Annotated in this window: 21 protein-coding genes and 1 tRNA gene; 12 read left to right on the forward strand and 10 right to left on the reverse strand. The window is 70.0% G+C overall.

From position 1 onward, the window contains the following. The first annotated feature begins 11 nt into the window (after positions 1-11). Genes acpS through PBN85_RS00260 form a run of 3 tightly spaced genes read left to right on the forward strand, consistent with a single transcriptional unit; the run spans position 12 to position 2447 of the window. On the forward strand, positions 12-422 hold the full coding sequence (gene acpS, locus PBN85_RS00250; protein WP_037536066.1) for a holo-ACP synthase: 411 nt from the start codon (positions 12-14) through the stop codon (positions 420-422). Beyond that, positions 419-1375 (forward strand): signal peptidase I, encoded by a 957-nt coding sequence (gene lepB, locus PBN85_RS00255; protein WP_051583652.1) that lies wholly within the window; start codon positions 419-421, stop codon positions 1373-1375. The genes acpS and lepB overlap by 4 nt, the downstream gene beginning before the upstream one ends. Position 1376: 1 nt before the next feature. Further along, a complete protein-coding gene (locus tag PBN85_RS00260) occupies positions 1377-2447 on the forward strand; it encodes an AI-2E family transporter (RefSeq protein ID WP_271299769.1) in 1071 nt (356 codons plus the stop codon). Here PBN85_RS00260 and PBN85_RS00265 read toward each other — a convergent pair. Next, complete coding sequence (locus PBN85_RS00265) at positions 2421-3470, reverse strand: glycosyltransferase (RefSeq protein WP_271299770.1); 1050 nt, start codon at positions 3468-3470, stop codon at positions 2421-2423. The two genes, PBN85_RS00260 and PBN85_RS00265, sit on opposite strands and share 27 nt — an antisense overlap. A 224-nt stretch (positions 3471-3694) precedes the next feature. Between PBN85_RS00265 and PBN85_RS00270 the strand changes: the two genes are divergently transcribed. From PBN85_RS00270 to PBN85_RS00285, 4 genes are read left to right on the forward strand one after another with little or no spacing between them, the layout of a single operon-like run. Then, the gene (locus PBN85_RS00270) at positions 3695-3970 is read left to right on the forward strand and encodes a FeoA family protein (RefSeq protein ID WP_037536060.1); all 276 of its coding nucleotides are present in this window, start codon (positions 3695-3697) and stop codon (positions 3968-3970) included. A 2-nt stretch (positions 3971-3972) separates the two neighbouring features. Further along, a complete protein-coding gene (gene feoB, locus PBN85_RS00275) occupies positions 3973-5826 on the forward strand; it encodes a ferrous iron transporter B (RefSeq protein ID WP_271299771.1) in 1854 nt (617 codons plus the stop codon). Positions 5827-5844: 18 nt separating this feature from the next. Continuing rightward, positions 5845-6399, forward strand: a complete 555-nt coding sequence (gene ssb / locus PBN85_RS00280) for a single-stranded DNA-binding protein (protein ID WP_037536055.1) — start codon at positions 5845-5847, stop codon at positions 6397-6399. 14 nt (positions 6400-6413) lie between these two features. Continuing rightward, positions 6414-7946: a PAS domain-containing protein gene (locus PBN85_RS00285; protein ID WP_271300805.1), complete on the forward strand. Its 1533-nt coding sequence runs from the start codon at positions 6414-6416 to the stop codon at positions 7944-7946. A 1-nt stretch (position 7947) separates the two neighbouring features. On the opposite strand, the gene PBN85_RS00290 is transcribed toward PBN85_RS00285, so the two are convergent. From PBN85_RS00290 to metX, 3 genes are all read right to left on the reverse strand, one after another. Then, positions 7948-8346: a response regulator gene (locus PBN85_RS00290; RefSeq protein WP_037536052.1), complete on the reverse strand. Its 399-nt coding sequence runs from the start codon at positions 8344-8346 to the stop codon at positions 7948-7950. Positions 8347-8433: 87 nt separating this feature from the next. Further along, positions 8434-9024 (reverse strand): methionine biosynthesis protein MetW, encoded by a 591-nt coding sequence (gene metW, locus PBN85_RS00295; protein ID WP_037536051.1) that lies wholly within the window; start codon positions 9022-9024, stop codon positions 8434-8436. Continuing rightward, positions 9021-10136 carry a homoserine O-acetyltransferase MetX gene (gene metX, locus PBN85_RS00300; protein WP_271299772.1) on the reverse strand — a complete coding sequence of 372 codons (1116 nt, stop codon included), beginning with the start codon at positions 10134-10136 and terminating at the stop codon, positions 9021-9023. The genes metW and metX overlap by 4 nt, the downstream gene beginning before the upstream one ends. A gap of 141 nt (positions 10137-10277) precedes the next feature. Here metX and hisC point away from each other — a divergent pair, with 141 nt between their 5' ends. Next, positions 10278-11372, forward strand: a complete 1095-nt coding sequence (gene hisC, locus PBN85_RS00305; RefSeq protein ID WP_271299773.1) for a histidinol-phosphate transaminase — start codon at positions 10278-10280, stop codon at positions 11370-11372. Continuing rightward, positions 11372-12277 (forward strand): prephenate/arogenate dehydrogenase family protein, encoded by a 906-nt coding sequence (locus PBN85_RS00310; protein WP_271299774.1) that lies wholly within the window; start codon positions 11372-11374, stop codon positions 12275-12277. Before hisC ends, PBN85_RS00310 begins: the two co-directional genes overlap by 1 nt. Before the next feature lie 586 nt (positions 12278-12863). On the opposite strand, the gene PBN85_RS00315 is transcribed toward PBN85_RS00310, so the two are convergent. Then, positions 12864-14294, reverse strand: coding sequence for a DNA polymerase Y family protein (locus PBN85_RS00315; protein WP_271299775.1), 1431 nt, complete (start codon positions 14292-14294; stop codon positions 12864-12866). A gap of 153 nt (positions 14295-14447) precedes the next feature. Between PBN85_RS00315 and PBN85_RS00320 the strand changes: the two genes are divergently transcribed. Then, positions 14448-14522 (forward strand) — tRNA-Gly (locus tag PBN85_RS00320). A 46-nt stretch (positions 14523-14568) separates the two neighbouring features. Here PBN85_RS00320 and PBN85_RS00325 read toward each other — a convergent pair. The 3 genes from PBN85_RS00325 to PBN85_RS00335 all read right to left on the reverse strand — a co-directional run bounded on the left by PBN85_RS00325 (position 14569) and on the right by PBN85_RS00335 (position 16818). Beyond that, positions 14569-15372: a transglutaminase-like domain-containing protein gene (locus PBN85_RS00325; RefSeq protein ID WP_271299776.1), complete on the reverse strand. Its 804-nt coding sequence runs from the start codon at positions 15370-15372 to the stop codon at positions 14569-14571. A 47-nt stretch (positions 15373-15419) separates the two neighbouring features. Continuing rightward, entirely contained in the window at positions 15420-15803 is a 384-nt protein-coding gene (locus PBN85_RS00330) for a hypothetical protein (protein ID WP_271299777.1), read from the reverse strand. A gap of 106 nt (positions 15804-15909) precedes the next feature. Then, positions 15910-16818 carry a LysR family transcriptional regulator gene (locus PBN85_RS00335; RefSeq protein WP_271299778.1) on the reverse strand — a complete coding sequence of 303 codons (909 nt, stop codon included), beginning with the start codon at positions 16816-16818 and terminating at the stop codon, positions 15910-15912. A gap of 89 nt (positions 16819-16907) precedes the next feature. Here PBN85_RS00335 and PBN85_RS00340 point away from each other — a divergent pair, with 89 nt between their 5' ends. Continuing rightward, positions 16908-17942, forward strand: coding sequence for an aldo/keto reductase (locus tag PBN85_RS00340; RefSeq protein ID WP_271299779.1), 1035 nt, complete (start codon positions 16908-16910; stop codon positions 17940-17942). Between the two features lie 13 nt (positions 17943-17955). Next, positions 17956-19149, forward strand: coding sequence for an MFS transporter (locus PBN85_RS00345; protein WP_271299780.1), 1194 nt, complete (start codon positions 17956-17958; stop codon positions 19147-19149). Here the strand turns inward: PBN85_RS00345 and PBN85_RS00350 are convergent. Beyond that, on the reverse strand, positions 19118-19972 hold the full coding sequence (locus tag PBN85_RS00350) for a tyrosine-protein phosphatase (protein WP_271299781.1): 855 nt from the start codon (positions 19970-19972) through the stop codon (positions 19118-19120). The genes PBN85_RS00345 and PBN85_RS00350 overlap by 32 nt on opposite strands. Further along, complete coding sequence (locus PBN85_RS00355) at positions 19972-22419, reverse strand: TonB-dependent receptor (RefSeq protein WP_271299782.1); 2448 nt, start codon at positions 22417-22419, stop codon at positions 19972-19974. The genes PBN85_RS00350 and PBN85_RS00355 overlap by 1 nt, the downstream gene beginning before the upstream one ends. Positions 22420-22461: the final 42 nt, after the last annotated feature.

Here is a 22461-nt window from a genome sequence, read left to right on the forward strand (position 1 = left end):
GGCGGCGCGGCATGATCGTCGGCCTCGGCTCCGACCTGTGCAACATCGAGCGGATCGCGGCATCGCTCGAGCGGTTCGGCGAGCGGTTCGAGGCGCGGGTGTTCACCGACGCCGAACGCGCGCGCGCAGCGCGGCGGCCGTTCACCAAGGCGGGCACGCTCGCCAAGCGCTTCGCCGCCAAGGAGGCGTTTTCCAAGGCGGTCGGCACCGGGTTCAAGGCGGGCGTGTTCATGAAGGACATCGGCGTCGTCAATGCCGCTTCGGGCGCGCCGACGCTGGCGCTGACCGGCGGCGCGAAGGAACGGCTTGACGCGATGATCCCCGAAGGCCACGTCGCACGCTTACATGTGACCCTGACCGACGATCATCCATGGGCGCAAGCCTTTGTGATCATCGAGGCAATTGCGAACCCCAAGCCATGAAGGAAGCGGTGTTGGACGGCAGCAAGTCCACCGAGGCGGCCCCGATCGCGCCGGCTACGCCCGCGCCGGCAGCGCCGACGACGAAGAAGACGGACTGGTGGGGGGAGATCAAGGGCATCTTCTGGCTGATCCTGATCGTCCTCGGCTTCCACAGCTTCATCGCCAAGCCCTTCTATATCCCCTCCGAATCGATGCTGCCGGGCCTGCGCATCGGCGACCGGCTGGTGGTGTCGAAATTCGCCTACGGCTGGTCGTTCGTCTCGCCGACGATCCCCAATCCGGTGGCGATCTTCAAGGGCGTGGTGCTGCGCCAGCCCGAGGAGAGCTGGAGCGTCGGCCTGCCCTTCATCCACGGCCGCCTGTTCGGCAGCCTGCCGACGCGCGGCGACGTGGTGATCGTGACGCCGCCGGGAACGCGCAACGACTATATCAAGCGCGTCATCGGCCTGCCGGGCGATACGCTCGCGGTGCGCGGCGGCGTCGTCATCCTCAACGGCAAGCCGATCGCACGCGGGCCAATGCATTACGTCGACCTGCCGGTGGATACCAACAGCCCGTGCAGCGACCGCGACTATTACGGCGCGCGCCGGCCGGCGCCGGGCGGCGGCTATGTCTGCCATCTGCCGATCGTCACCGAGACACTGCCTAACGGTCGCCATTACGACACCGTCGACCTCGAACCCGACAGCCCGGGCGACAATTATCCGCAGGTGACGATCCCCGCCAACCACGTCTTCCTGATGGGCGACAATCGCGATCGCTCGGCGGACAGCCGCTTCCCGCTCGCGCAGCTCGGGCTCGGCGGGCCGGTGCCCTATGAGAATCTCGGCGGGCGCGCCGAATTCCTGACCTTCAGCCTCGATGGCGATGCGACACTCAACCCGCTGACCTGGTGGGGATCGCTCCGCGCCGATCGCGCCGGCCTGTCGCTCCACCCGGCAAGCGGACAGTAAGATGAGCGGGACGCCGCGTGCGCCGAGCCCGGCCGAACTGCGTGACCCGTTCGTCCGCCGCGAACTGACCCGGGCCGCGGTGTGGCTCGGCCTCGCCGGCGCGATCGCGCTGGTGGTGCTGCTCGTCCAGCCGCTGCTGATCATCTTCGCCGGGCTGGTCTTCGCCGCGCTGCTCGACGGCGGGGTGCGGCTGCTCGGGCGGGTGCTGCCGATCGGACGCGGCTGGCGGCTGCTGATCGTCGTGCTGCTGACGGTCGTCTTCCTGCTCGGCACCTTCTATCTGACCGGCGTCCAGGTCGCCGAGCAGTTCGCGCAATTGCGATCGACGCTCGAATCGCAGGCGGGCAAGCTCGCCGGCTGGCTCGGCCGGCAGGGCCTGATGCCCGGTGCGTCCGACGTCAGCGGCATCGCGCGCCAGGCGCTGGGATCGGTCGGGCGGATCACCGCCTGGGTCGGGACGGCGTTCGGCGCGCTGACGACGATGTTCATGATCCTCGTCATCGGCCTGTTCGTCGCGATCGATCCCGGCACCTACCGGCGCGGGATGGAATGGCTGGTGCCGCGCCGCCACCGTGCGGAATTCGCGACGGTGACGGGGCGGATGGGGCAGACGTTGCGCCGGCTGCTCGCCGGGCGGCTGGTCGGCATGGTCGCGGAGGGCGTGCTGACCGGCATCGCGCTCCGCATCGGCGGCGTGCCGATGGCGATGATCCTCGGCATCCTCACCGGGCTGCTTGCCTTCATCCCCAATATCGGCGCGTTCATCAGCGGCGCATTGATGATCGCGGTCGGGTTCTCGGCGGGGACCGAGGTCGGCTATTGGGCGATCGGCACCTATGTCATCGTGCAGGGATTCGACGGCTATGTGCTGCTGCCGATCGTCGCCAAGAAGACGGTCGACCTGCCGCCGGCGCTGACGCTCGGCGCGCAAATCCTGGCGAGCGCATTGTTCGGCATCCTCGGGCTGGCACTCGCCGATCCGATGACCGCGATGATCAAGAGCGCACTCGAACGCAGCAGCGAGCGCGAGGGCGAGCGTGACGGATCAGGCGAGCCGGTCGAACAGCGCTAGATAGCGTGCGGCCGAGTCGGCGCCCGGCTGCGGCACCGGCGCCGGGCGTGGCGCATCGAGCCAATGGTTGAGCGCGGCGGCAAAGCCCGCCGCATCGTCGCAGGCGACGACGCTGCCGAGCCGCGCGTCGCCGACGATCTCGCGCACCGACGGGCTCGACGCGGTCGCGACGACCGGCGTGCCGACCGACAGCGCCTCGCGCAGCACGCCGGGCACGCCCTCGTAATCGGACGGCAGCGCGAGCAGCGCCGCCTGCGCCATCGCCGCCAGCGGATCGGCGACATGGCCGGGCAGGCGTACGCGATCGCCGAGCCCGGCGGCGGCGATCTGCCGTTCGAGCGCGTCGCGCATATCGCCCTCGCCGAGGATCACCACCGTGACGTCGGCCGGCAGCGCCGGCACCGCGGCGATCAGCCGGTCCCAGCGCTTCTGTGCGACCAGCCGCCCGACGCCGAGCACGATCCGCCCCGCCGGCAGCGCGATCCCCGGCGCGCCGGGCGCGGGCGGGGCGGGCGGATTGGGGATGACGCTGGTGCGTCGCTCCATCCGCATCGCCCGCGCCGCGACCGCCGCGGTGGCCGGCGTCATCGCGACGAGATGATCGAGGAAGCGGCCATGCTGCGCGAGCCACAGCCGATGCCCGGCATCCATCACCCGGCCGTGATCGGCGCGATCGATCGCATTCGACAATTTGGCGACGATCGGCGGGCAATCCGCACCGAGCCGCCAGCGCAGCCACGCGGCGACCAGCGTATAATGGTTGCCGGCACAGAAGATCACGTCGGGCCGCAGCCGCCGGGTGATCGCGGCGAGGCGATATTGGGCGAGATAGTTGCGCTGGCCGAGCGACTCGACGTCGATCCCCGCCGGCACCTCCGCGGCGAGCGGTCCGCGCGCGTCGCCGACCACGAGCGTCACCCGCCGCCCCGCCGCCAGCCATGCGCCTGCGAGGCGGAGCTGCGCCCGCTCGACGCCACCGCCAGCCAGGTCCTGAGCAAAGGTAAGGATATGATCGGCCGGCATTTGCGGCAACCGCCCTGCCATAGACCCGCTGCGGGTGGAAGGCCGGCGATAGGGCGGCGGTGAATCGCGCCGCGATCGGAGCCGGTAGAAAAAGCCGCTGCCTTCGACTGCCCTTCCCGCTCACGCCTCTATAAAAGATTAATCGTCCACCGGACGCTTTCCATCGGTCGAATGCGGCCACCGCCACTTTACTCCCCCCTGGGTAAATGATAATCACTTGCATCATGGATATGTCGCGCACCGTCGTTCCTGCCCTCGACCTCGTCTCCCTGCCGCGCCGTCAGCGCGCGACGGTCGCGGCGATCGACTGGACCCGTCTCGCGCTGCCCGAAGCGCGACGGTTGCGCGAACTCGGCTTCGATGAGGGCGTGCCGGTCGAGGTGCTGCATCGCGCCTCGCTGGGCAGCGGGCCGATCGCCTGCCGGATCGGCCGGATGACCGTGGCGCTGCGTCGCGCGGTCGCCGGCGCGGTGCACGTGGCGCCAGCCACCGCCGACTAATCGTGCATGCAGCCCCGCTGGTCGCGCTGGTCGGCAATCCTAATGCCGGCAAGAGCGCGCTGTTCAACGCGCTGACCGGCGCGCGGCAGAAGGTCGGCAATTATCCCGGCGTCACCGTCGAACGCCATTCGGGCCGCTGGGTGCTCGATGACGGACGACCGGTCGAGCTGATCGACCTGCCCGGCGCCTACAGCCTTGAACCGTCCAGCCCCGACGAGCGCGTCACCCGCGACGTCGTCACCGGCGCGAGCACGCTCGAACGGCGACCGGACGCGCTGGTCGTGGTGGTCGATGCCGCCAATCTCGACAATCATCTGCGCTTCACGCTCCAACTGATCGCACTCGGCCTGCCGGTGGTGGTGGCGCTCAACATGGTCGACCTCGCCGAGCGCGACGGGCTGACTCTGGATGCCGCCGTGCTCGCCCGTGAACTCGGCGTGCCGGTGGTGCCGACCGTCGCGGTCCGGCGGCGCGGGCTCGACGATCTGCGCGCGATGGTGGCGGATGCGATCGGCAGCGCCGCGCGTCCCGCGGCGGCGGGCGCGGGAACGCAGGACGATATCGTCGCGCTGCAACGCCGCGCGCGCCAGATCGCCGCCGCCGCCACCGTATCGGAAACCGCGGCGCGGCGCTGGGCGAACTGGCTCGACGCGGTCGCGCTGCACCCGATCGCCGGGCCGCTGCTGCTCGTCTCGATCCTGTTCGTCATGTTCCAGGCGGTGTTCACCTGGGCGGCGGTGCCGGCCGATGCGATCGACGCCGGCTTCGCCGCCTTGCAGGGCGCGATCAAGGCGGCGATGCCCGACAGCTTCCTGCGCTCGCTGCTCACCGACGGGTTGATCGCCGGGGTCGGCGCGGTGATCGTCTTCCTGCCGCAGATCCTGATCCTGTTCCTGTTCATCCTGATCCTCGAATCCTCCGGCTATATGGTGCGCGCGGCGTTCCTGATGGACCGGCTGATGGCGACGGTCGGCCTGTCGGGCCGCGCCTTCATCCCGCTGCTGTCGAGCTTCGCCTGCGCGGTGCCGGGGATCATGGCGACGCGGGTGATCGAGGACGAGAAGGACCGGCTGACGACGATCCTGATCGCGCCGCTGATGACGTGCAGCGCGCGCTGGCCGGTCTACACCCTCATCATCGGCGCGATGATCCCCAACACGCCGCTGCTGCCCTTCGTGCGGTTGCAGGGCGTGGTGATGTTCGGGCTGCTCGTCATCGGCATCGCCGGTGCCTATGTCGCGGCGCTGGTGCTGCGACGCACCGTCACCAAGGGCGCCTCGTCGGGCTTCATGATGGAGATGCCGAAATATCAGGTGCCGCTGCTGCGCGACGTGCTGCTCGGCCTGTGGCAGCGCGCAGTGATCTTCCTCAAGCGCGCCGGCACGATCATCGCCGCGACGACGGTGGTGCTGTGGCTGCTGCTCAGCTTCCCCAAGCCGCCCGAGGGCAGCGGGATCAGCCCGGTCGACTATTCGGTCGGCGGGCGCATCGGCCACGGCATCGAATATGTCGTCAAGCCGATCGGCTTCAACCGCGACATCGCGCTGGCGCTGCTGCCGGCGATGGCGGCGCGCGAGGTCGCGGTGTCGGCGATCGGCACCGTCTATGCGATCGACGACAAGGACGGCGGCACCGACCGTATCACCGACCAGATCCGCGGCCGCTGGACGCTGCCGACCGCGCTCGCCTTTCTGATGTGGTTCGTCTTCGCGCCGCAGTGCATCTCGACGATCGCGGTGACCCGGCGCGAGACCAACGGCTGGAAATGGCCGCTGTTCATGGTTGGCTATTTGTTCGCCGCCGCCTACATCATGGCCGGGATCACATATTGGCTGGCGGTGTTCGCCGGCCTGTAGGCATTTTCGGGGCAGTTCATGGCGGGTAGCGTCAACAAGGTCATTCTCGTCGGCAACCTGGGGCGCGACCCCGAATCGCGGTCGTTCCAGAACGGCGGCAAGGTGGTCAACCTGCGCATCGCGACGTCCGAATCCTGGAAGGACAAGAACAGCGGCGAGCGCAAGGAGAAGACCGAATGGCATTCGGTCGCGATCTTCAACGAAGGGCTGGCCAATGTCGCCGAGCGCTTCCTGCGCAAGGGCTCCAAGGTCTATATCGAAGGCGCGTTGCAGACGCGCAAATGGCAGGACCAGCAGGGCAACGACAAATATTCGACCGAGATCGTGCTGCAGGGCTTCAACAGCGTGCTGACGATGCTCGACGGTCCCGGCGGCGGCCAGGGCGGCGGCGCCGGCGGCGGCGGTAGCCGCGGCGGCGACGATTATGGTGGCGGTGACTTCGGCGGTGCGTCGGGCGGCGGCTATGGCGGCGGCAACCGGACCGGCGGCGCGTCGGGCGGCAGCCGCGGCGGCGGCAGCTTCGGCCAGACGGGAGGCTTCGCCGACGATCTCGACGATGACGTGCCGTTCTGAGCGATCCTGCATCCCTGTCCTGCGCCACGCCGGCAGCCGGCTGGTGCGTCGACGAGGCGACACGCCGCGCCGCGATCGAGGCTTATGATCTCGACTCGCTGCGCGACGGCGCGGCGCTGCGCCAGATCACCGACTTCGCTGCGGCATTGTGCGGCACGCCGGTCGCGCTGGTCAGCCTGGTCGAGGAGCACGAACAGGTCTTCCTCGCGCGCACCGGGCTGACGCTGACCGAGACGCCGCGCGAGATGTCCTTCTGTCAGCATGCGATGCTGCAACCGGATATCATGGTCGTGCCCGACGCGACGCAGGATCCGCGCTTCATCGACAATGCGCTCGTCACCGGCGATCTGCACCTGCGCTTCTATGCCGGGGCACCGCTCGTCTCGGACGACGGCGTGCCGCTCGGCTCGCTATGCGTGATCGACACGATTCCGCGTCGGGGACTCACGGCATTGCAGCGCCAGGGGCTGCGCGTGCTCGCCGACAATGTCATGGCGCGGCTGCGCGACAGCCGCGACGCGGCGGCCTGGCGGGCGACCGAGCGCGCGACACGCCGCCAGCTCACCGACAGCGAGGATCGCTTCCGCACGCTCGCCGATACGATGCCGCAGATGGTGTGGTCGACGCTGCCCGACGGCTATCACGATTATTACAACGCGCGCTGGTATGAATTCACCGGCACGCCGCCCGGCTCGACCGACGGCGAGGGCTGGAACGACGTCTTCCACCCCGACGATCAGGCGCGCGCCTGGGCGGTCTGGCGGCAGTCGCTCGCCAGCGGCGATCCCTATCAGATCGAATATCGGCTGCGCCATTTCGACGGCACCTATCGCTGGGTGCTCGGCCGTGCCCTCCCGATCCGCGACGCCGCCGGGCAGGTCACCCGCTGGTTCGGCACCTGCACCGACATCCACGAACAGAAACTGGCACTGCACGAACGCGAGCTGATCAGCCAGGAGCTGTCGCACCGGATCAAGAACATCTTCGCGGTGATCTCGGGACTCATCTCGTTCGCCGCGCGCAGCAAGCCGGGCTTCGCGCCGATCGCGGCCGACCTGCGCGAGCGGATCACCGCGCTCGGCCGCGCGCATGACTTCGTCCGCCCGCACAGCCCCCAGTCGCGGCCGAACGCGCAGCAGGACAGTCTGCACGGCCTGCTCGGCGAATTGTTCGAACCCTATCGCCGCGACGACGCGCCGCCGATCCGCATCACCGGCGACGAGATCGCCATCGACGACCGCTCGGCGACACCGCTCGCGCTGCTGTTCCATGAGCTCGCCACCAATGCGACCAAATATGGCGCGCTCGGCACCGACGCCGGCACGGTAGAGGTCAGCATCCGGCGCGGCGCCGACACGGCCGAGCTGTGCTGGACCGAACGCGGTGGCCCGGAAGTGACCCCGCCCACCGGTGCCGACGGCTTCGGCAGTCAGCTCATCGAACTGTCCGCGGTGCGGCAGCTCGGCGGCAGCATCCGTCGCGACTGGCAGCCCGAAGGTCTGGTGATGACGGTGACGGTGCCGCTCGCCGCCTTCCGGCGGGACTGAGCTAGGCGCGATCCCGTTCGGTCACGACGATATCGTCGTTGGCGGGCTTCTGCCCATCGGCCGCATAGGCCGCCGCGGCAAGAATAGCTGCCTCGCTGAACGGCTTGCGGATATAACCGAGCGCGCAGTCGAGCCCCTTGTCGATCTGTGCCGGGTTGGCGGTGACGAACACCACCTTGACGCCATGTTCGCGGGCGATCTGCTCAGCGATCCCCGGTCCGGTCGCCCCGTCGCGCAGGTTGACGTCGACGAAGGCGAAGCCGCATTGCGGCGCCGCGGCGAGCGCGCTCGTGGTGTCGGCAGCGATACCCGCGACCGTATAGCCCGCGTCGAGCAGGATACGCTCGAGGTCGAGTGCCACGAAAATCTCGTCTTCGACAATCAGCACGGTCTTGGTCATCGTACGTCCCGGTATTGGCAAGGCCAAACCTCTGTTCCACCGGATTGTTCCCGCCTTAACCCTGTTACGTCCGAAATGAACCGACCTTTAGCGTCGCAGCAGGAATATCGCATGCTGGGCGAGCAGATTGGCCGCCGCCGAACTGCGCTGGCGATCGCCCGACAGAAACCATGCCCCCTCGACCGTGATCCGCCGGTCGCGCAGGAAGGCGCGGAAATCGTCGATCGTGACATGGTGGATGTTGGGGGTGTCATACCATTGTTCGGGCAATTGCCGCGTCACCGGCATCCGCCCGCCCCACAGCAACGACACGCGCACCCGCCATTGCGCGAAATTGGGAAAGCTGACGAAGGCGCGCCGGCCGATGCGCAGCAGATGGTCGAGCACCACGTCGGGCGCGCGCGCGGTCTGCAACGTCTGGCTGAGGATCGCATAGTCGAAGCTCTGGTCGGGATAGCCGGCGAGATCGACGTCGGCATCGCCCTGGATCACCGACAGGCCGCGCGCCACCGCCGCGGCGACGTTGCCGGGATCGATCTCCAGTCCGCGCGCGTCGCAGCCATGCGCGTCGCGTAACGCCGCCATCAGCGCGCCGTCGCCGCAGCCGATGTCGAGCACGCGACTGCCCGGCGCGACATGATCGGCGATCACCGCAAGATCGGGGCGCAGCATGCTCATCGCCCGCCGCGCAGGAAGCCGTCGACCACGCGGTTCATCTCGGGCGCGTCGAGCAGGAAGGCGTCATGGCCATAGGGACTCGTCAGCTCGACGAAGCTGACCGGCGCGCCGGCGGCGTTGAGCGCCTGCACGATGTTGCGCGATTCGAGGGTCGGATACAGCCAGTCGGTATCGAAGCTGACCAAGCAAAAGCGCGTCGTGCCGCCGCGGAAGGCGTTGGCGAGCAGCCCGCCATGTTCCTCGGCAAGGTCGAAATAATCGAGCGCGCGGGTGATGTAGAGATAGGAATTGGCGTCGAACCGGTCGACGAAGCTCAGCCCCTGGTGGCGCAGATAGCTTTCGACCTGGAAGTCGGCGTCGAAGCCGAAGCTCTTCGCCTCCCGCGCCTGTAGCCGGCGGCCGAACTTCTCGGTGAGCCCGGCCTCCGACAGATAGGTGATATGCGCCGCCATCCGCGCCACCGCGAGGCCGGCGGCCGGCGGCTCGCCGCCATAATAGTCGCCGCCGTTCCACTTGGGGTCGGCCATGATCGCCTGTCGCCCGACCTCGTGGAAGGCGATGTTCTGCGCCGAATGGCGCGCGGTCGAGGCGATCACCACCGCCGCCGCGACGCGATCGGGAAAGGTCGCCGCCCAGCTCAGCGCCTGCATACCGCCCATCGATCCGCCGACCACCGCCTTCAGCCGCGCGACGCCGAGATGATCGAGCAGCATCGCCTGCGCGCGCACCATGTCGCGGATGGTGATGACCGGAAAGCGCATCCCCCACGGCCGCCCGGTCGCCGGATTGACGCTCGCCGGCCCGGACGATCCCATGCAGCTGCCGATCACGTTGGAGCAGATGACGAAGTCGCGCGCCGGATCGATCGGCTTGCCCGGCCCGATCAGCCGCGTCCACCAGCCCGGCTTGCCGGTGCGGGGATGCGCGGAGGCGACATGCTGGTCACCGGTCAGCGCATGGCAGACGAGGATCGCATTGCCACCGTCCGCCGCGAGCGTGCCATAGGTCTCATAGGCGATCTCGACCGGCGACAGCAGCACGCCGCCGTCGAGTCGCAGCGGCCCCGGCAGCGTCGCCAGCCGATTGCATCCGAAACGGTCATCCGCGGTCATCCCCCGGTCGCTACGGCGCTGCGCCCGACAATACAACCGCCGTCTCTGGGCACGGGTGCAGGCGGTTTGTGCGCGCAAGGCGCAGAGCCGGTGCAGGCCACAGGATTGGCTTGCCCGCCATTCCCGCTTACAGCCACGCGCATGACCGCACCTGCTCCCAAGCCGTGGATTCTCGGAATCGCGCCCTATGTTCCCGGCCGCGCCACCAGCGAGGACGGCCGCAAGGTCGTCAAACTCTCGTCCAACGAAAATCCGTTCGGCACGCCCGAGCCGGCGCGCGCCGCCTATCGCGCCGCCGCCGATCACCTCGAACGCTATCCGGACGCCGCCGCGGTCGACCTGCGCGCCGCGCTCGCCGCGCATTACGGCGTCGAGGCGGAGCGGCTGATCTACGGCACCGGATCGGACGAGGTGCTCCACCTCGCCGCCGGCACCTTCGCCGGGCCGGGCGACGAGATCATCCACGTCCGCTACGGCTTCGCGGTCTATGAGATCGCGACGCGCCGCGTCGGCGCGACGCCGGTGATCGTCGCCGACCGCGATTATGCCACCGACGTCGACGCGATCCTCGCCGCGGTCACCGAGCGGACCAAGGTCGTCTTCGTCGCCAATCCCAACAACCCGACCGGCACCTATGCGACGGCTGCGGAGATCGCGCGGCTGCACGCCGGCCTGCCTGCCTCGGTGCTGCTGGTGCTCGATCAGGCCTATACCGAATATCTCGATCCCGAGGATGACGACGGCGGCCTCGAACTCGCGCGCACCGCGTCCAACGTGCTGGTGACGCGCACCTTCTCCAAGATCTTCGGGCTCGCTTCCGAACGCGTCGGCTGGGGCTATGCCGCGCCCGAGATCATCGCGGCGATGCATCGCATCCGCGCGCCCTTCGCGTTCAGCATCGGCGCGCAGGCGGCGGCGATCGCCGCGCTCGGCGACGACGCGTTCGTCGCGCACAGCCGCGAGCACAACCGCACGTGGCGGCAGTGGTTCAGCGATCAGGTCGATGCCATCCCCGGCCTGCGCGCGGTGCCGAGCAAGGCCAATTTCGTGCTGGTGCTGTTCGAGGGCCTGCTCACCGCGGAGGATGGCTATAAGGCGCTGATGGCGGCGGGCTATGCGACGCGCTGGCTGCCCGGCCAGGGCCTGCCGCAGGCGCTGCGCATCACCATCGGCAGCGAGAGCGAGATGCGCGACGTGGTCGCGGTGCTGCGCGCCGAGGTCGAGCGCGCCGGCTGATGCTGCCCTTCGCGCGCGTCACGATCATCGGCCTCGGGCTGATCGGCTCGTCGGTCGCCCGCGCGGTGCGGCAGGCGATGCCGACGGTGCGGATCACCGGCTATGACGCCGATCCCGCGGTACGCGCCACCGCGGTGCGCATTGATCTGGCCGACGATGTCGCCGACAGCGCCGGCGCGGCGGTGATCGATGCCGATCTGGTGATGCTCTGCGTCCCCGTCGGCGCGATGGGCGCGGTCGCCGCGGAGTTCGCCGACGACCTGCCCGCCGAGGCGATCGTCAGCGATGTCGGCGGATCCAAGGCGAGCGTGATCGCGGCGCTGCGCGCGGTGCTGCCACAGGCGACGATCGTCCCCGGCCATCCGGTCGCCGGCACCGAGCATAGCGGGCCGGAAGCGGGCTTCGCGACGCTGTTCCGCGGCCGCTGGTGCATCCTGACGCCCGAGGAGGGCACCGCCGAGGCACCGGTCGCGCGGCTGCGGGCGTTCTGGGAGGCGCTCGGCGCGCAAGTGGAGATCATGACGCCGCGCCACCACGACCTCGTCCTCGCGGTGACCAGCCACGTGCCGCACCTCATCGCCTATTCGATCGTCGGCACCGCCAGCGACCTCGAAGGCGTGACGCAGAGCGAGGTGATCAAATTCTCCGCCGGCGGCTTTCGCGACTTCACCCGCATCGCCGCCTCCGACCCGGTGATGTGGCGCGACGTCTTCCTCAACAACCGCGAGGCGGTGCTGGAGATCCTCCAGCGCCTGACCGAAGACGTGACGATGCTGCAACGCGCGATCCGCTGGGGCGACGGCGACCAGTTGTTCGACCTGTTCACCCGCACCCGCGCGATCCGCCGCTCGATCATCGAACAGGGCCAGGACGACGCCAAACCGGATTTCGGCCGGACGCACTGACGGCGCCTGCGGGCGGATCGTTGGTGCGCACGGAGAGTGCAGAGGGTGCAGCCCGTATTGCAGCGCGTGCTGTCTCAGGCGACGGCACCGGATGGGTTCACGCGGAGGCGCGGGGGCGCGGAGAGCCACCGCCCGGGGCCGGCGTCGGACTGGCTCGCGATGGCCTTGGGCCCGGCGAGCCAAACCGCCTTCGCTCCGCGCGACCAACGACCAAGTGGGTCACGCGCGCCACGTCCACTTCGACGAGACCTCTGCAACACACTCTCTGGCATGCCGGACATGTTCCGGCATCCACGGTTCCGCATGTGCGGAAGACGGTATTGTCGCGGCACGATGGACCCCGGAACAGGTCCGGGGTGACGACGCACTTTTGGGTGAGGCCGAGCGTGCCGCCGGCGTATCGCTGCTGATCAAGCCGACCGCTCGCTGCGGCGCAGTCGTTAGCAGACGCCCCACCATGAACGTGGCCACCCAAGACCCACCTGATTCGCCGAAGACGATCCGAACGTCTCGCCGCTCCCCTCCGCGCCCTCCGCGCCTCCGCGCGACATCTACCTGCGGAACGCGACGATCGCGCACGCCCCCCTCAGGCGAACACGCCATGCACGTACCACGCCCGCGCACCCTCGTCGGCGGCGTGGAAGATCCACAGGCGGCGGCCGCGGCGATCTTCGATGCGGTAATAATCGCGCAGTCCGGCGGCGTCGTGCCGCCACCATTCGCCCGCGATCCGCTCCGGCCCGGCGGCGCGTGCGACGTCATGCACGCGCCGGCGCCAGCGGAAGCGCAGCGGCGCGCCCTCGGGCGAATCGAGCACGCCCTCGATCCGCTGCGGCGGGTCGAACAGATGGATCGGCCGCGCGTCGCTCTCGGCGATCGCCCCCACCGGCGCGGCGGCGGGCAGCAGCAGCAGCTCGGCCTGCCCGTCGACCAACCGCCCGCCGCCACGCGCCTTGCGGCGGGCCGGCGGCACCGGGGCCCCTGCGTCGCCGCCATCGAGCCGCAGCAGCGCCGCATCGAGCCGGTCGGCGAGCGTCACCTCCAGCCGCACGAGATCATAGCCCGGATCGATTCCGGCCCCGCCAGTCCCGACCTGCTCGGCGAGACGACGCGTCACCGACGCGACATCGCGCGCCGCCTCGCTTTCCGCGTGCAGCCGTCGCACCGGCCCGTCGGACCGGAACAGCCAGGCCTGCCAGCGTCGCCCGCCCTGCCCGCGCGCCGCCAGCATCGCCGCCGCCTCGTCCGCCAGAGCCGCGAGCGCCGCCGCCACCGCCTCCCCGGCGAGCGGCGCGTCGAAGCGCCGGTCGAGCGACGACACCGCCCGCCGCATGCAGGGCCGCGCCGGCGCATCGAGCGCGTGCAGCGCCGTGATGACCTCCGCACCGAAATGCGCCGCCAGCTCACGCGCCGGCCGCGCCATCACCTCGCCGATCGTGCGCAGCCCCGCCGCGGTGAGCGCCGCCGCCGTCTCCGCCTCGAGCCCCAGCGCCGCGACCGGCAGGCGGCGCACTGCGCGCGTCTCGTCGGGGGCCGGCGCACCGGCATGGCGGGCGAGGGCGCAGGCGATCGCAGGCGTATCGCCGAGCGCCACCCGCGCCGCGACGCCGCGCCGCGCCAGCCGCGCCTCGACCTCGGCGAGCAGCGCCCGCTCGTCCGCGCCGCGAATCACCACTACCACCGCGTCCGGCGGCATCGCCAGCGCATCGCCATAGCGGCTCGCCTCCTCGGCAAGCCGGTCGAGCCAGTCCATGTCGGCGTGCGGATCAGCGGGAAACGTCTCGAGATCGGGCGCCAGCCGCAGCGCCTCGACCAAAGTCGCACCCACCGTCAGCCCGAGCCGCGCCGCCGCCGCATCGATCGCGCTGATCTGCTGCGCCGCGCCCTTGCCCTCGACGCAGGCGACCGGCGCCGCCGCGCGCCCGGCAAACAGATGCGGCCGCGTCAGCCGCAGCCGATCGACCGCGAGCCACGGGAAAACGAGCGCGAGACAGCGCGAGGCGGATGAGTCGCTCACCCCCGTTCTTCTAATGTTCACCCGTCGCATCCGCCAGATGCGAAATCATTCGCGCTTTTTTCGTCTTTGCTGTTGCAGCCCTCGCAGAGCGCTGCTAGTGGCGCGCCTCACCCAAACGGTGGCTCGCCAGAGCAGCCGTTTCAAGGCGCCAGAGCGGGCGTAGCTCAGGGGTAGAGCACAACCTTGCCAAGGTTGGGGTCGAGGGTTCGAATCCCTTCGCCCGCTCCAGTCTTCCCAGACATCATGAAACCGACGGGACGTCCGTCCGGACGCCCTAGACCGCCGCGAGCGAGGCGAGCAGCGTCGCGATCCGCATGCGCAGCGCGGTGTCGCGGGTGATCTCCAGCATCGCGGCGAGGCTGCTGCGCGCGGTGGTGACGTCGCCGTCGGCGAGTTCGAGCCGGGCGCGCTCCCACCAGCCGTGGCCGTAATCGGGCGCGACCACCGTCATCCGCCGGTAGAGGATCAGCGCCCGCCGCGCCGCCCCCGCCGCCTCGGCACGCGTCGCCTGGTTGAGCAGCAGCCGCACCAGCACCGCGCGATTCGGCATCGCCGCGACATGGCTCACCGCCGGCGCGCGACCGCCCGCCACGCCCTGCACCATCGCGGCGAGTTCGGCGGCATCGACGAAGCGGCCGTCGCGGAACGGATCGATCATCACCGGCGCGGCCTCGCCGCCGATCAGCACCAGCACATGGCCGGGCACGTCGAGCACATGCGCGCTCCAGCCGAGCCGCCGCGCCGCGGCGACGTAGAGGATCGACAGGCTGACCGGCAGCCCGCGCCGCCGTGCGATCACCTGGATCAGATCAGCGTTGGCGGGATCGTCATAGCTGTCCGAATCACCGCTGAAACCGAATTCGTCGGCGAACACCTGCGCCAGGACCTCGGCCTGGGTCTGCGCGTCGCGCGCGACGGGGGCGAGTTCGTCGAGCCGGTCGGCGACGGCATCGATCACCGCCCGCGCCGGATCGTCGTCGCCTTCGGCGTGGTCGAGCAGCGCAAGCGCCAGCGCGGCGTGGTCGAGAACGATATCCTCGTCATCGAGCAGGCCCAGGCGCAACAGATCATCACTCATGTCGCCAACATGGGGGCGGCAACGGCGGTGGCAAGCCGCCCGGCGCCTCACTCGGTGAGCAATTGCACCGTGCGGATCGTCGTCGCGAGATAGATTTCGATCGCGGTCACTGCGGCGGGGGCGAGCACGATCGTATCGTCGAGCGTCGCATCGGCGGGCAGCACCAACCCGCTGCGCGTCAGATGCTGCAACCACCGCGCCACCGTCGGCCCCGAGCAGGCGAGATTCGCGGCGACCATGCCGCCGGTCAGCGGCTTGCCGGCGGCATCGGCGATGAACAGGGTGAGCAGCATCTCCCACGGCCATTCGCCGAACAATTCGGTCGGCAGCAGTCCGTAACGCGAGCGGCGGTTGACCAGGATCGCGAGCGCCGCCTCGGTCAGCCGGTCGCCGCGGCTCTCCGCGCGCTCGCCGTCGACGAAACGCGTCATGCCCGCGTTCCGCATCGGTCGCGGCCCGCGCGCAACCCCTCATCTGCCATCGTCACCTCCCTCGGCGATCGCGGCACATGCCGCCCCCTTTAGCCTTATAGCGGCATCAGCCGGCCAACCGCTCGGCGAGGAAGTCGACGAACACGCGCACCCGCGCCGGCAGGTGCGCGCCGCCGACGAACACCGCCTGGATCAGCTCGATGTCACCGGGATTATAGTCCTCGAGCAGCGCCACCAGCCGCCCGTCGGCGATCTCGCGCTCGACGCTGAACCGCCCGACCCGCGCCACGCCGACGCCCGCCGCGGCGAGCTGACCCAGCGTCTCGCCGTTGTTGGCGACGATCCCGCCCTCGACGCACAGGGTGAAGTCGCCACCGTCGCGGCGGAACGGCCAGGTCGGCTCGGCGCGGCGGAAGCTGAAGTTGAGGCAGTTGTGCGCGTGCAGGTCCTCCGGCACCGCCGGCATGCCATGGCGCGCGAGATAGTCGGGCGCGGCGACGATGACGCGCCCGCTCTGGCCGATCTTGCGCGCGGTCAGCGCGCTGTCGGCGAGCGGGCCGAAGCGCACCGCGACGTCCGCCTGCCCCGCCGCGACGTCGACCAACGTGTCGGTCAACGCGATGTCGATCAGGATGTGTGGATAGGCGCGCGCGAAGTCGCCGAGCAGCGGCACGACGCACAGCCGCCCATGCGACAACGCCGCAGAGACGCGCAGCCGCCCGCGCGGGCTGCCCTGGTCGGCGATCTGCTGCTCGGCATCGTCGAGGTCGGCGAGGATGCGCCGCGCCGCGAGCAGATAGGCCTGCCCCTCCGCGGTCAGCGTCAGCGCGCGCGTCGAGCGCAGCAGCAGCCGCACGCCGAGCCGCGCCTCGATCCGGTCGACCGCACGCGCCACCGCCGAGGGCGTCAGCGCCAAGGTGCGGGCGGCGGCGGAGAAACTCCCCGCCTCGACCACGGTGACGAACAGCGCCAGCGCGCGCGCCCGGTCACTGCCACCCGCCAGCTTTGCATCCATCGCACAGATCCTTCGCCTGCCGCGGCGGTTCTCCACCGCCTTCTCCTGCGCCACCTAGCCGCTTCGGAACGGACAGCAAAAGGTGGATGATGGACTATCGGCAAATCGGATCGTCGGGGCTGCGCGTGCCGGCGCTGTCGTTCGGCACCGCGACCTTCGGCGGCAAGGGCGCCTTCTTCGGCGCCTGGGGGCAGAGTGACGCCGCCGAGGCGCGCCGCCTGCTCGACATCTGCCTCGACGCGGGCGTCACATTGTTCGACACCGCCGACGTCTACTCGGACGGCGCGTCGGAGGAGGTGCTCGGCGCGGCCATCAAGGGCCGGCGCGAAGCGGTGCTGGTCTCGACCAAGACCGGCCTGCCGATGGGCGACGGTCCGCAGGACTGGGGCGCCTCGCGCGCGCGGCTGATCCGCGCGGTGGAGGACTCGTTGCGGCGGCTCGGCACCGATCACATCGACCTGCTCCAGCTCCACGCCTATGACGCGCACACCCCGGCCGAGGAGCTGATGGCGACGCTCGACCGGCTGATCGCCGCGGGCAAGGTCCGCTACGCCGGCGTCTCCAACTATCCCGGCTGGCAGCTGATGAAGGCCCAAGCGGTCGCGGATCGCCACGGCTGGCCGCGGCTGGTCGCGCATCATGTCTATTACTCGCTGATCGGCCGCGCCTATGAGTGGGAGCTGATGCCGCTTGCCGCCGACCAGGGCGTCGGCGCTCTGGTGTGGAGCCCGCTCGGCTGGGGCCGGCTGACGGGCAGGATCGGTCGCGATCGCCCGATCCCCGCGGGCAGCCGCCTGCATGACACCGCCGCCTTCGCGCCGCCGGTCGCGGACGAGCATCTCTACCGCGTCGTCGATGCGCTCGAGGCGGTCGCCGCCGAGACCGGGCGGACGGTGCCGCAGGTCGCGCTCAACTGGCTGTTGCGACGGCCGACGGTCGCCTCGGTGATCATCGGCGCGCGCGACGAGGCGCAGCTGCGCGACAATCTCGGCGCGGTCGGCTGGGCGCTCAATCCGGAACAGATCGCGACGCTCGACGCCGCCAGCGACCAGCTCCCACCCTATCCCCACACGCCCTACCGCCAGCAGGAGGGCTTCGCCCGCCTCGCGCCGCGGCTGATCTGAGCGGAGATCCGTCATGAAGCTCAATCCCGGCCTGTTCGCGCTGGCGATCGGCGCCTTCGGCATCGGCGTCACCGAATTCGCGCCGATGGGCATGCTGCCCGTGATCGCCGCCGACCTGCACGTCTCGATCCCCTCGGCGGGCCTGCTGGTCAGCGCCTATGCGCTCGGCGTGCTGGTCGGCGCGCCACTGATGACGCTGACCACCGCGCGGCTCGATCGCCGCACGCTGCTGATCGCGCTGATGGCGATCTTCACGCTCGGCAACGCGCTGTCCGCGCTCGCCGGCGGCTATGCGCTGCTGATGGCGGCGCGCGTCGTCACCGCGTTCAACCACGGCGCCTTCTTCGGCGTCGGCGCGGTGGTCGCGGCGGGGCTGGTGCCGCCCGAGCGACGCGCCGGCGCGGTCGCGGCGATGTTCACCGGGCTGACGGTGGCGACGATCGGCGGCGTGCCACTCGCCACCTGGGCGGGCGAGACGATCGGCTGGCGTCCCGCCTTCGCCGGCATCGCCGCGATCGGCGCGGTGGCGATGGCGGCGCTGCGCCTCGCCCTGCCGCCGCTGCCCGCGCCGGCGGGGGTGGACCTCGCCGCCGAGCTGCGCGTGCTCGGTCGCCCGCGCGTGCTGCTCGCGCTGGCGCTGACCACGCTCGGCTTCGGCGGGGTGTTCACCGTCTTCACCTATATCGTGCCGATCCTGCGCGACGTCGCCCATGCCTCGACCGCGATGGTCACGGTCTCGCTGATGCTGTTCGGCGTCGGCGCGACGATCGGCAACATGATCGGCGGTCGGCTCGCCGACCGATCGGTGACGCGCGCGCTCGCCGCGATGCTCGGGCTGCTGACGCTGGTGCTGCTCGCCTTCGCCTGGCTGATGCACGCCCCGCTCACCGCCGCCGCCGCGATCCTGGTCTGGGGCATCGCCAGCTTCGCGACCGTGCCGCCCTTGCAGATGCAGGTGATGGCGGCGGCGGGCGAGGCGCCCAATCTCGCCTCGGCGATGAACATCGGCGCGTTCAACCTCGGCAATGCGATCGGCGCGGCCTTGGGCGGCGGGGTGATCGCCGCCGGGCTCGGCCTGCCCGCGGTGGCACTGGCGGGCGCGGCGACGGCGGCGGCGGCGCTGGCGCTGCTGCTGGTGGCGGCGCGTCAGCCGCTCGGTCGGGCCGGCGCGCGCCTTACTCGAGGCACAACAGACGCAGCCGTGTGAGATCCGCGTCGCTCAGCCCCATCGCCTCATGCAACCACCCGGTTGCGCCACCCGGGTGGTGGTCGAGCACCGCCAGCGCCGCTTCGATATAGCGCCGGTCCGCCGCGGTCATCGCCGTCAGCACTCCCGGCGGCAGCTGCGACCAGCCGGCGCTCGCCGGAGCGGCGGCAAGCGTCGCGGCATCGAGATAGCGGTTGGTGAGCAGATAATCCGCGATCACCGTTTCGCGCGGCACGCCCAGCGCGGTGAGCAGCAGCGCCGCGGCGACGCCGGTGCGATCCTTGCCCGCCGAACAATTGAAGGCGAGCGGCACATGGCCGGCGAGCAATTCGGCGAACATCCGCCGATACTGGCCGCGGAACTGGTCGAGCAGCCGCGGATAGCTGGCGGTCATCGCCGCGCGTGCCGCCTCCGCCGTCCAGCCCCGCATCGGCCCGGCGGGAAGCCAGTCCGCCATGTCGAGCGCATAATCGTCGCTCAGCACCCGCGGCGCCGGCGCGGGCCATGCCACCGGCTCCGCGCCGCGTTCGCGGCTGTCGCGCAGATCGCAGACGGTGCGGATGCCGCGCCGGCGCAGCTCGGCGAAATCCGCCGCGGTCAGCCCGTGCATCGATCCCGACCGGTAGAGCAGCCCCCAGCGGACCTGCCGCCCGTCGGCGGTGCGATAGCCGCCGAGATCGCGGAAATTGCGCCCGCCCTGCAAGGGGATCAGGCGTTGCGACACCAGCCCGGCGGGCGGTGCCGGGCGCGCCTGCGCCGGCGCCACCGGCGCGGCGTGCACCATGGCGACGAGCGCCAGCGCGATCACGCCGCGCCGACGCATCAGAAGGTCACCTGCGCCTGCACGCCCAATGTGCGCGGCTCGTTATAGAAGCCGGACAGGCCGGTGGTCACCGCCAGCGATTTGTAGAAGACATGCTGTTCGTTCAGCAGGTTGCGCGCCCATAGCGACACCGCGAGCCGGGCGTCGCCCTGCCCCATCGCGATGTCCGCCAGCCCGAGCGTGCCGTTGACCAGGACGGCACTGTCGCCCTTGGGCTGATAGACGTTCGCCGCGGCACCCGGCCCGACATAGACCGGGTCCTTCGAGTCGCTGAAGAAGCCCGAATCGTAATTGCCGTCGAGATGCGCGCGCAGCGTCGCGCCGGGCACGGGCGTTTCGTAATCGACCGCCACGCTCGCCGAATCGCTCGGCGTATACGGCTGGTAGATCGGCACCGCGAGCGCGCTGACGTCGCCCTTGGCGTTGGGATAGGGGTTCACCGCGGCAGGGATATGTACATAGGTATGCGCATAGCTGCCGTGCAGCGTCAGCCCGCGCGCCGGCAGCACGGTCAGCTCCGCTTCCAGCCCATGAATGCCGCCGGTGCCCGGCGCGTTGAGCGTCGCGATCGTCGTCCGCGTCGTCGCGCCGTTCTTGCCGTCGATATAGGGCCGCTGGAAGTCGACCTGGATGTCCTTGTACGTCCCGGCATAAGCGGCGAGGTTGAAGCGCGCGCGATGATCGAGGAATTCGGTCTTGGCGCCGATCTCGAACACCGACACCGTTTCCGGATTGAAGGCATCATATTCCTGGCTGCGCGAATTGGCGCCGCCCGACTTATAGCCGGTGCTCCACTTGCCGTAGACATGCACGTCGCGGGTCGCATCGACCGCGACATTGACCATCGGATCGATCCGCGCCCAATGCGCATCGAGCGGCAATTGCCGCGACACGCCGGCGCGGTCGACCGGCAGCTTGCCGTTGACGGTCAGCAAGGTTCCCAATTTGCTGTCCCGCGTCCAGCGCAGCCCGCCGGTGACATGGACGCGATCGTCGAGCGCCGTCGGCGACCACGTCGCCTGACCGAAGGCGCCGATGCTGCGCGTCGTCACATAGCTCGCCCGGTCGATCCGTTGCGCGGTATAGTCGAGCGGCAGCGCGGCATAATTGATCACGTCGGTGCGGAAATTGGGTGGCAGGATGACATAGCCCGTGCACCGCGCATTGCTGCACTGATCGGTGTAGAAGGCGCGGGCGTTATCCTCGACATGCTCCTGGTAATAAAGCGCGCCGGCGACGAACTTGATGTCCGGCAGGTCGCCGATCAGCTGCACTTCCTGGCTGAACTGGTTCTGGCGGAAATCGGCGAGGCTGTAGCGGGCGAAGACCCAGGGGATGGTATTGCCCCGCGCGTCCTTGGTCGTGAAGACCCCGTCCTTGGCGGACAGCGTCGTCGATGCCGAGCCATTGTCATATTGGGTCTGCGTCATCGTGCGATAGGCGCTGATCGACTTGACGGTCAGCGACGCCGCCGGCTCATAGGCGAGCGTCAGCTGGTTGCCGCGGACCTTGCCGATGCTCGGCTGCTGCGGCACGCCGACCGCGGCATTGCGGGCACGCCGGCCCTGCACCACGCCGAGCGGCGCCTGCGTGTAGCTGCCCGGCGCGAGCAATTGCAGATAGAGCGGCGTCGACGCGTCATAGGAAGTGTCGAAGGCATAATCGGCGCTGAATCCCGCCGCCGGCTTCCACAGCAATTCGTAGCGCAGGCCGCGCTTGTCATAGGCGTTGAACCCGTCCGCGCCGTCGAGCGGATTGCGTACCAGCGGGCCGCGGTGCGCGACCACCGCGTCGATCTTGACGCTGAGGTCGGCGACGGCCGGCAGATCGAGATGCACCTCTCCCTTCGCTCCGCCATAATTGCTGACGCCGGCGATCGTATTGAGATGGAAATGGCCGCTCGGCCGTTTGGTGACGATGTTGAGCGCACCGCCTTCAGTGTTGCGACCGAACAGCGTTCCCTGCGGTCCTTTCAGCACTTCGACATTGTCGATATCGAACAGGGCGGTGCCGAGGCCCTGCGCCCGGCCGAGATAGACGCCGTCGACATAGACGCCGACGCCCTGGTCGCGCGCCGGCTGGTTGCTGTCGCCGAGCACGCCGACGCCGCGGATGTTGACGATCAGTGCCGAATTGCGGGAGTAGAAGGGCGCGACCTTGAGCGACGGGATCGCCCCGTCCCCCAGGTCGACCAGCGACACGACATGGCGGTTGGCAAGGTCGTCGCCGCTCATCACGCTGATCGAGATCGGCGTCTTCTGCGCATTCTGCGGGCGCTTCTCGGCCGTGACGACGATGTCCCCGAGCTGGTCGGCGGTCTGTGCCGGTTCGGCACTGGCCGCGGCGGCGACCGCCTGCGGATCGGCGAGCGCCGGCGAGACGAGCAGCGTCGATGACAAAGCGCTCGCGGCGAGCAGCCGCAGCGCGGCCTTGGACGTGACGAACATCAGATTTTCCCCCGTTGATGGCGAACCATTGCCGGGCCCGAT

The sequence above is a fragment of the Sphingomonas sp. CV7422 genome (genome assembly GCF_027945725.1).
GTDB lineage: Bacteria > Pseudomonadota > Alphaproteobacteria > Sphingomonadales > Sphingomonadaceae > Sphingomonas > Sphingomonas kyungheensis.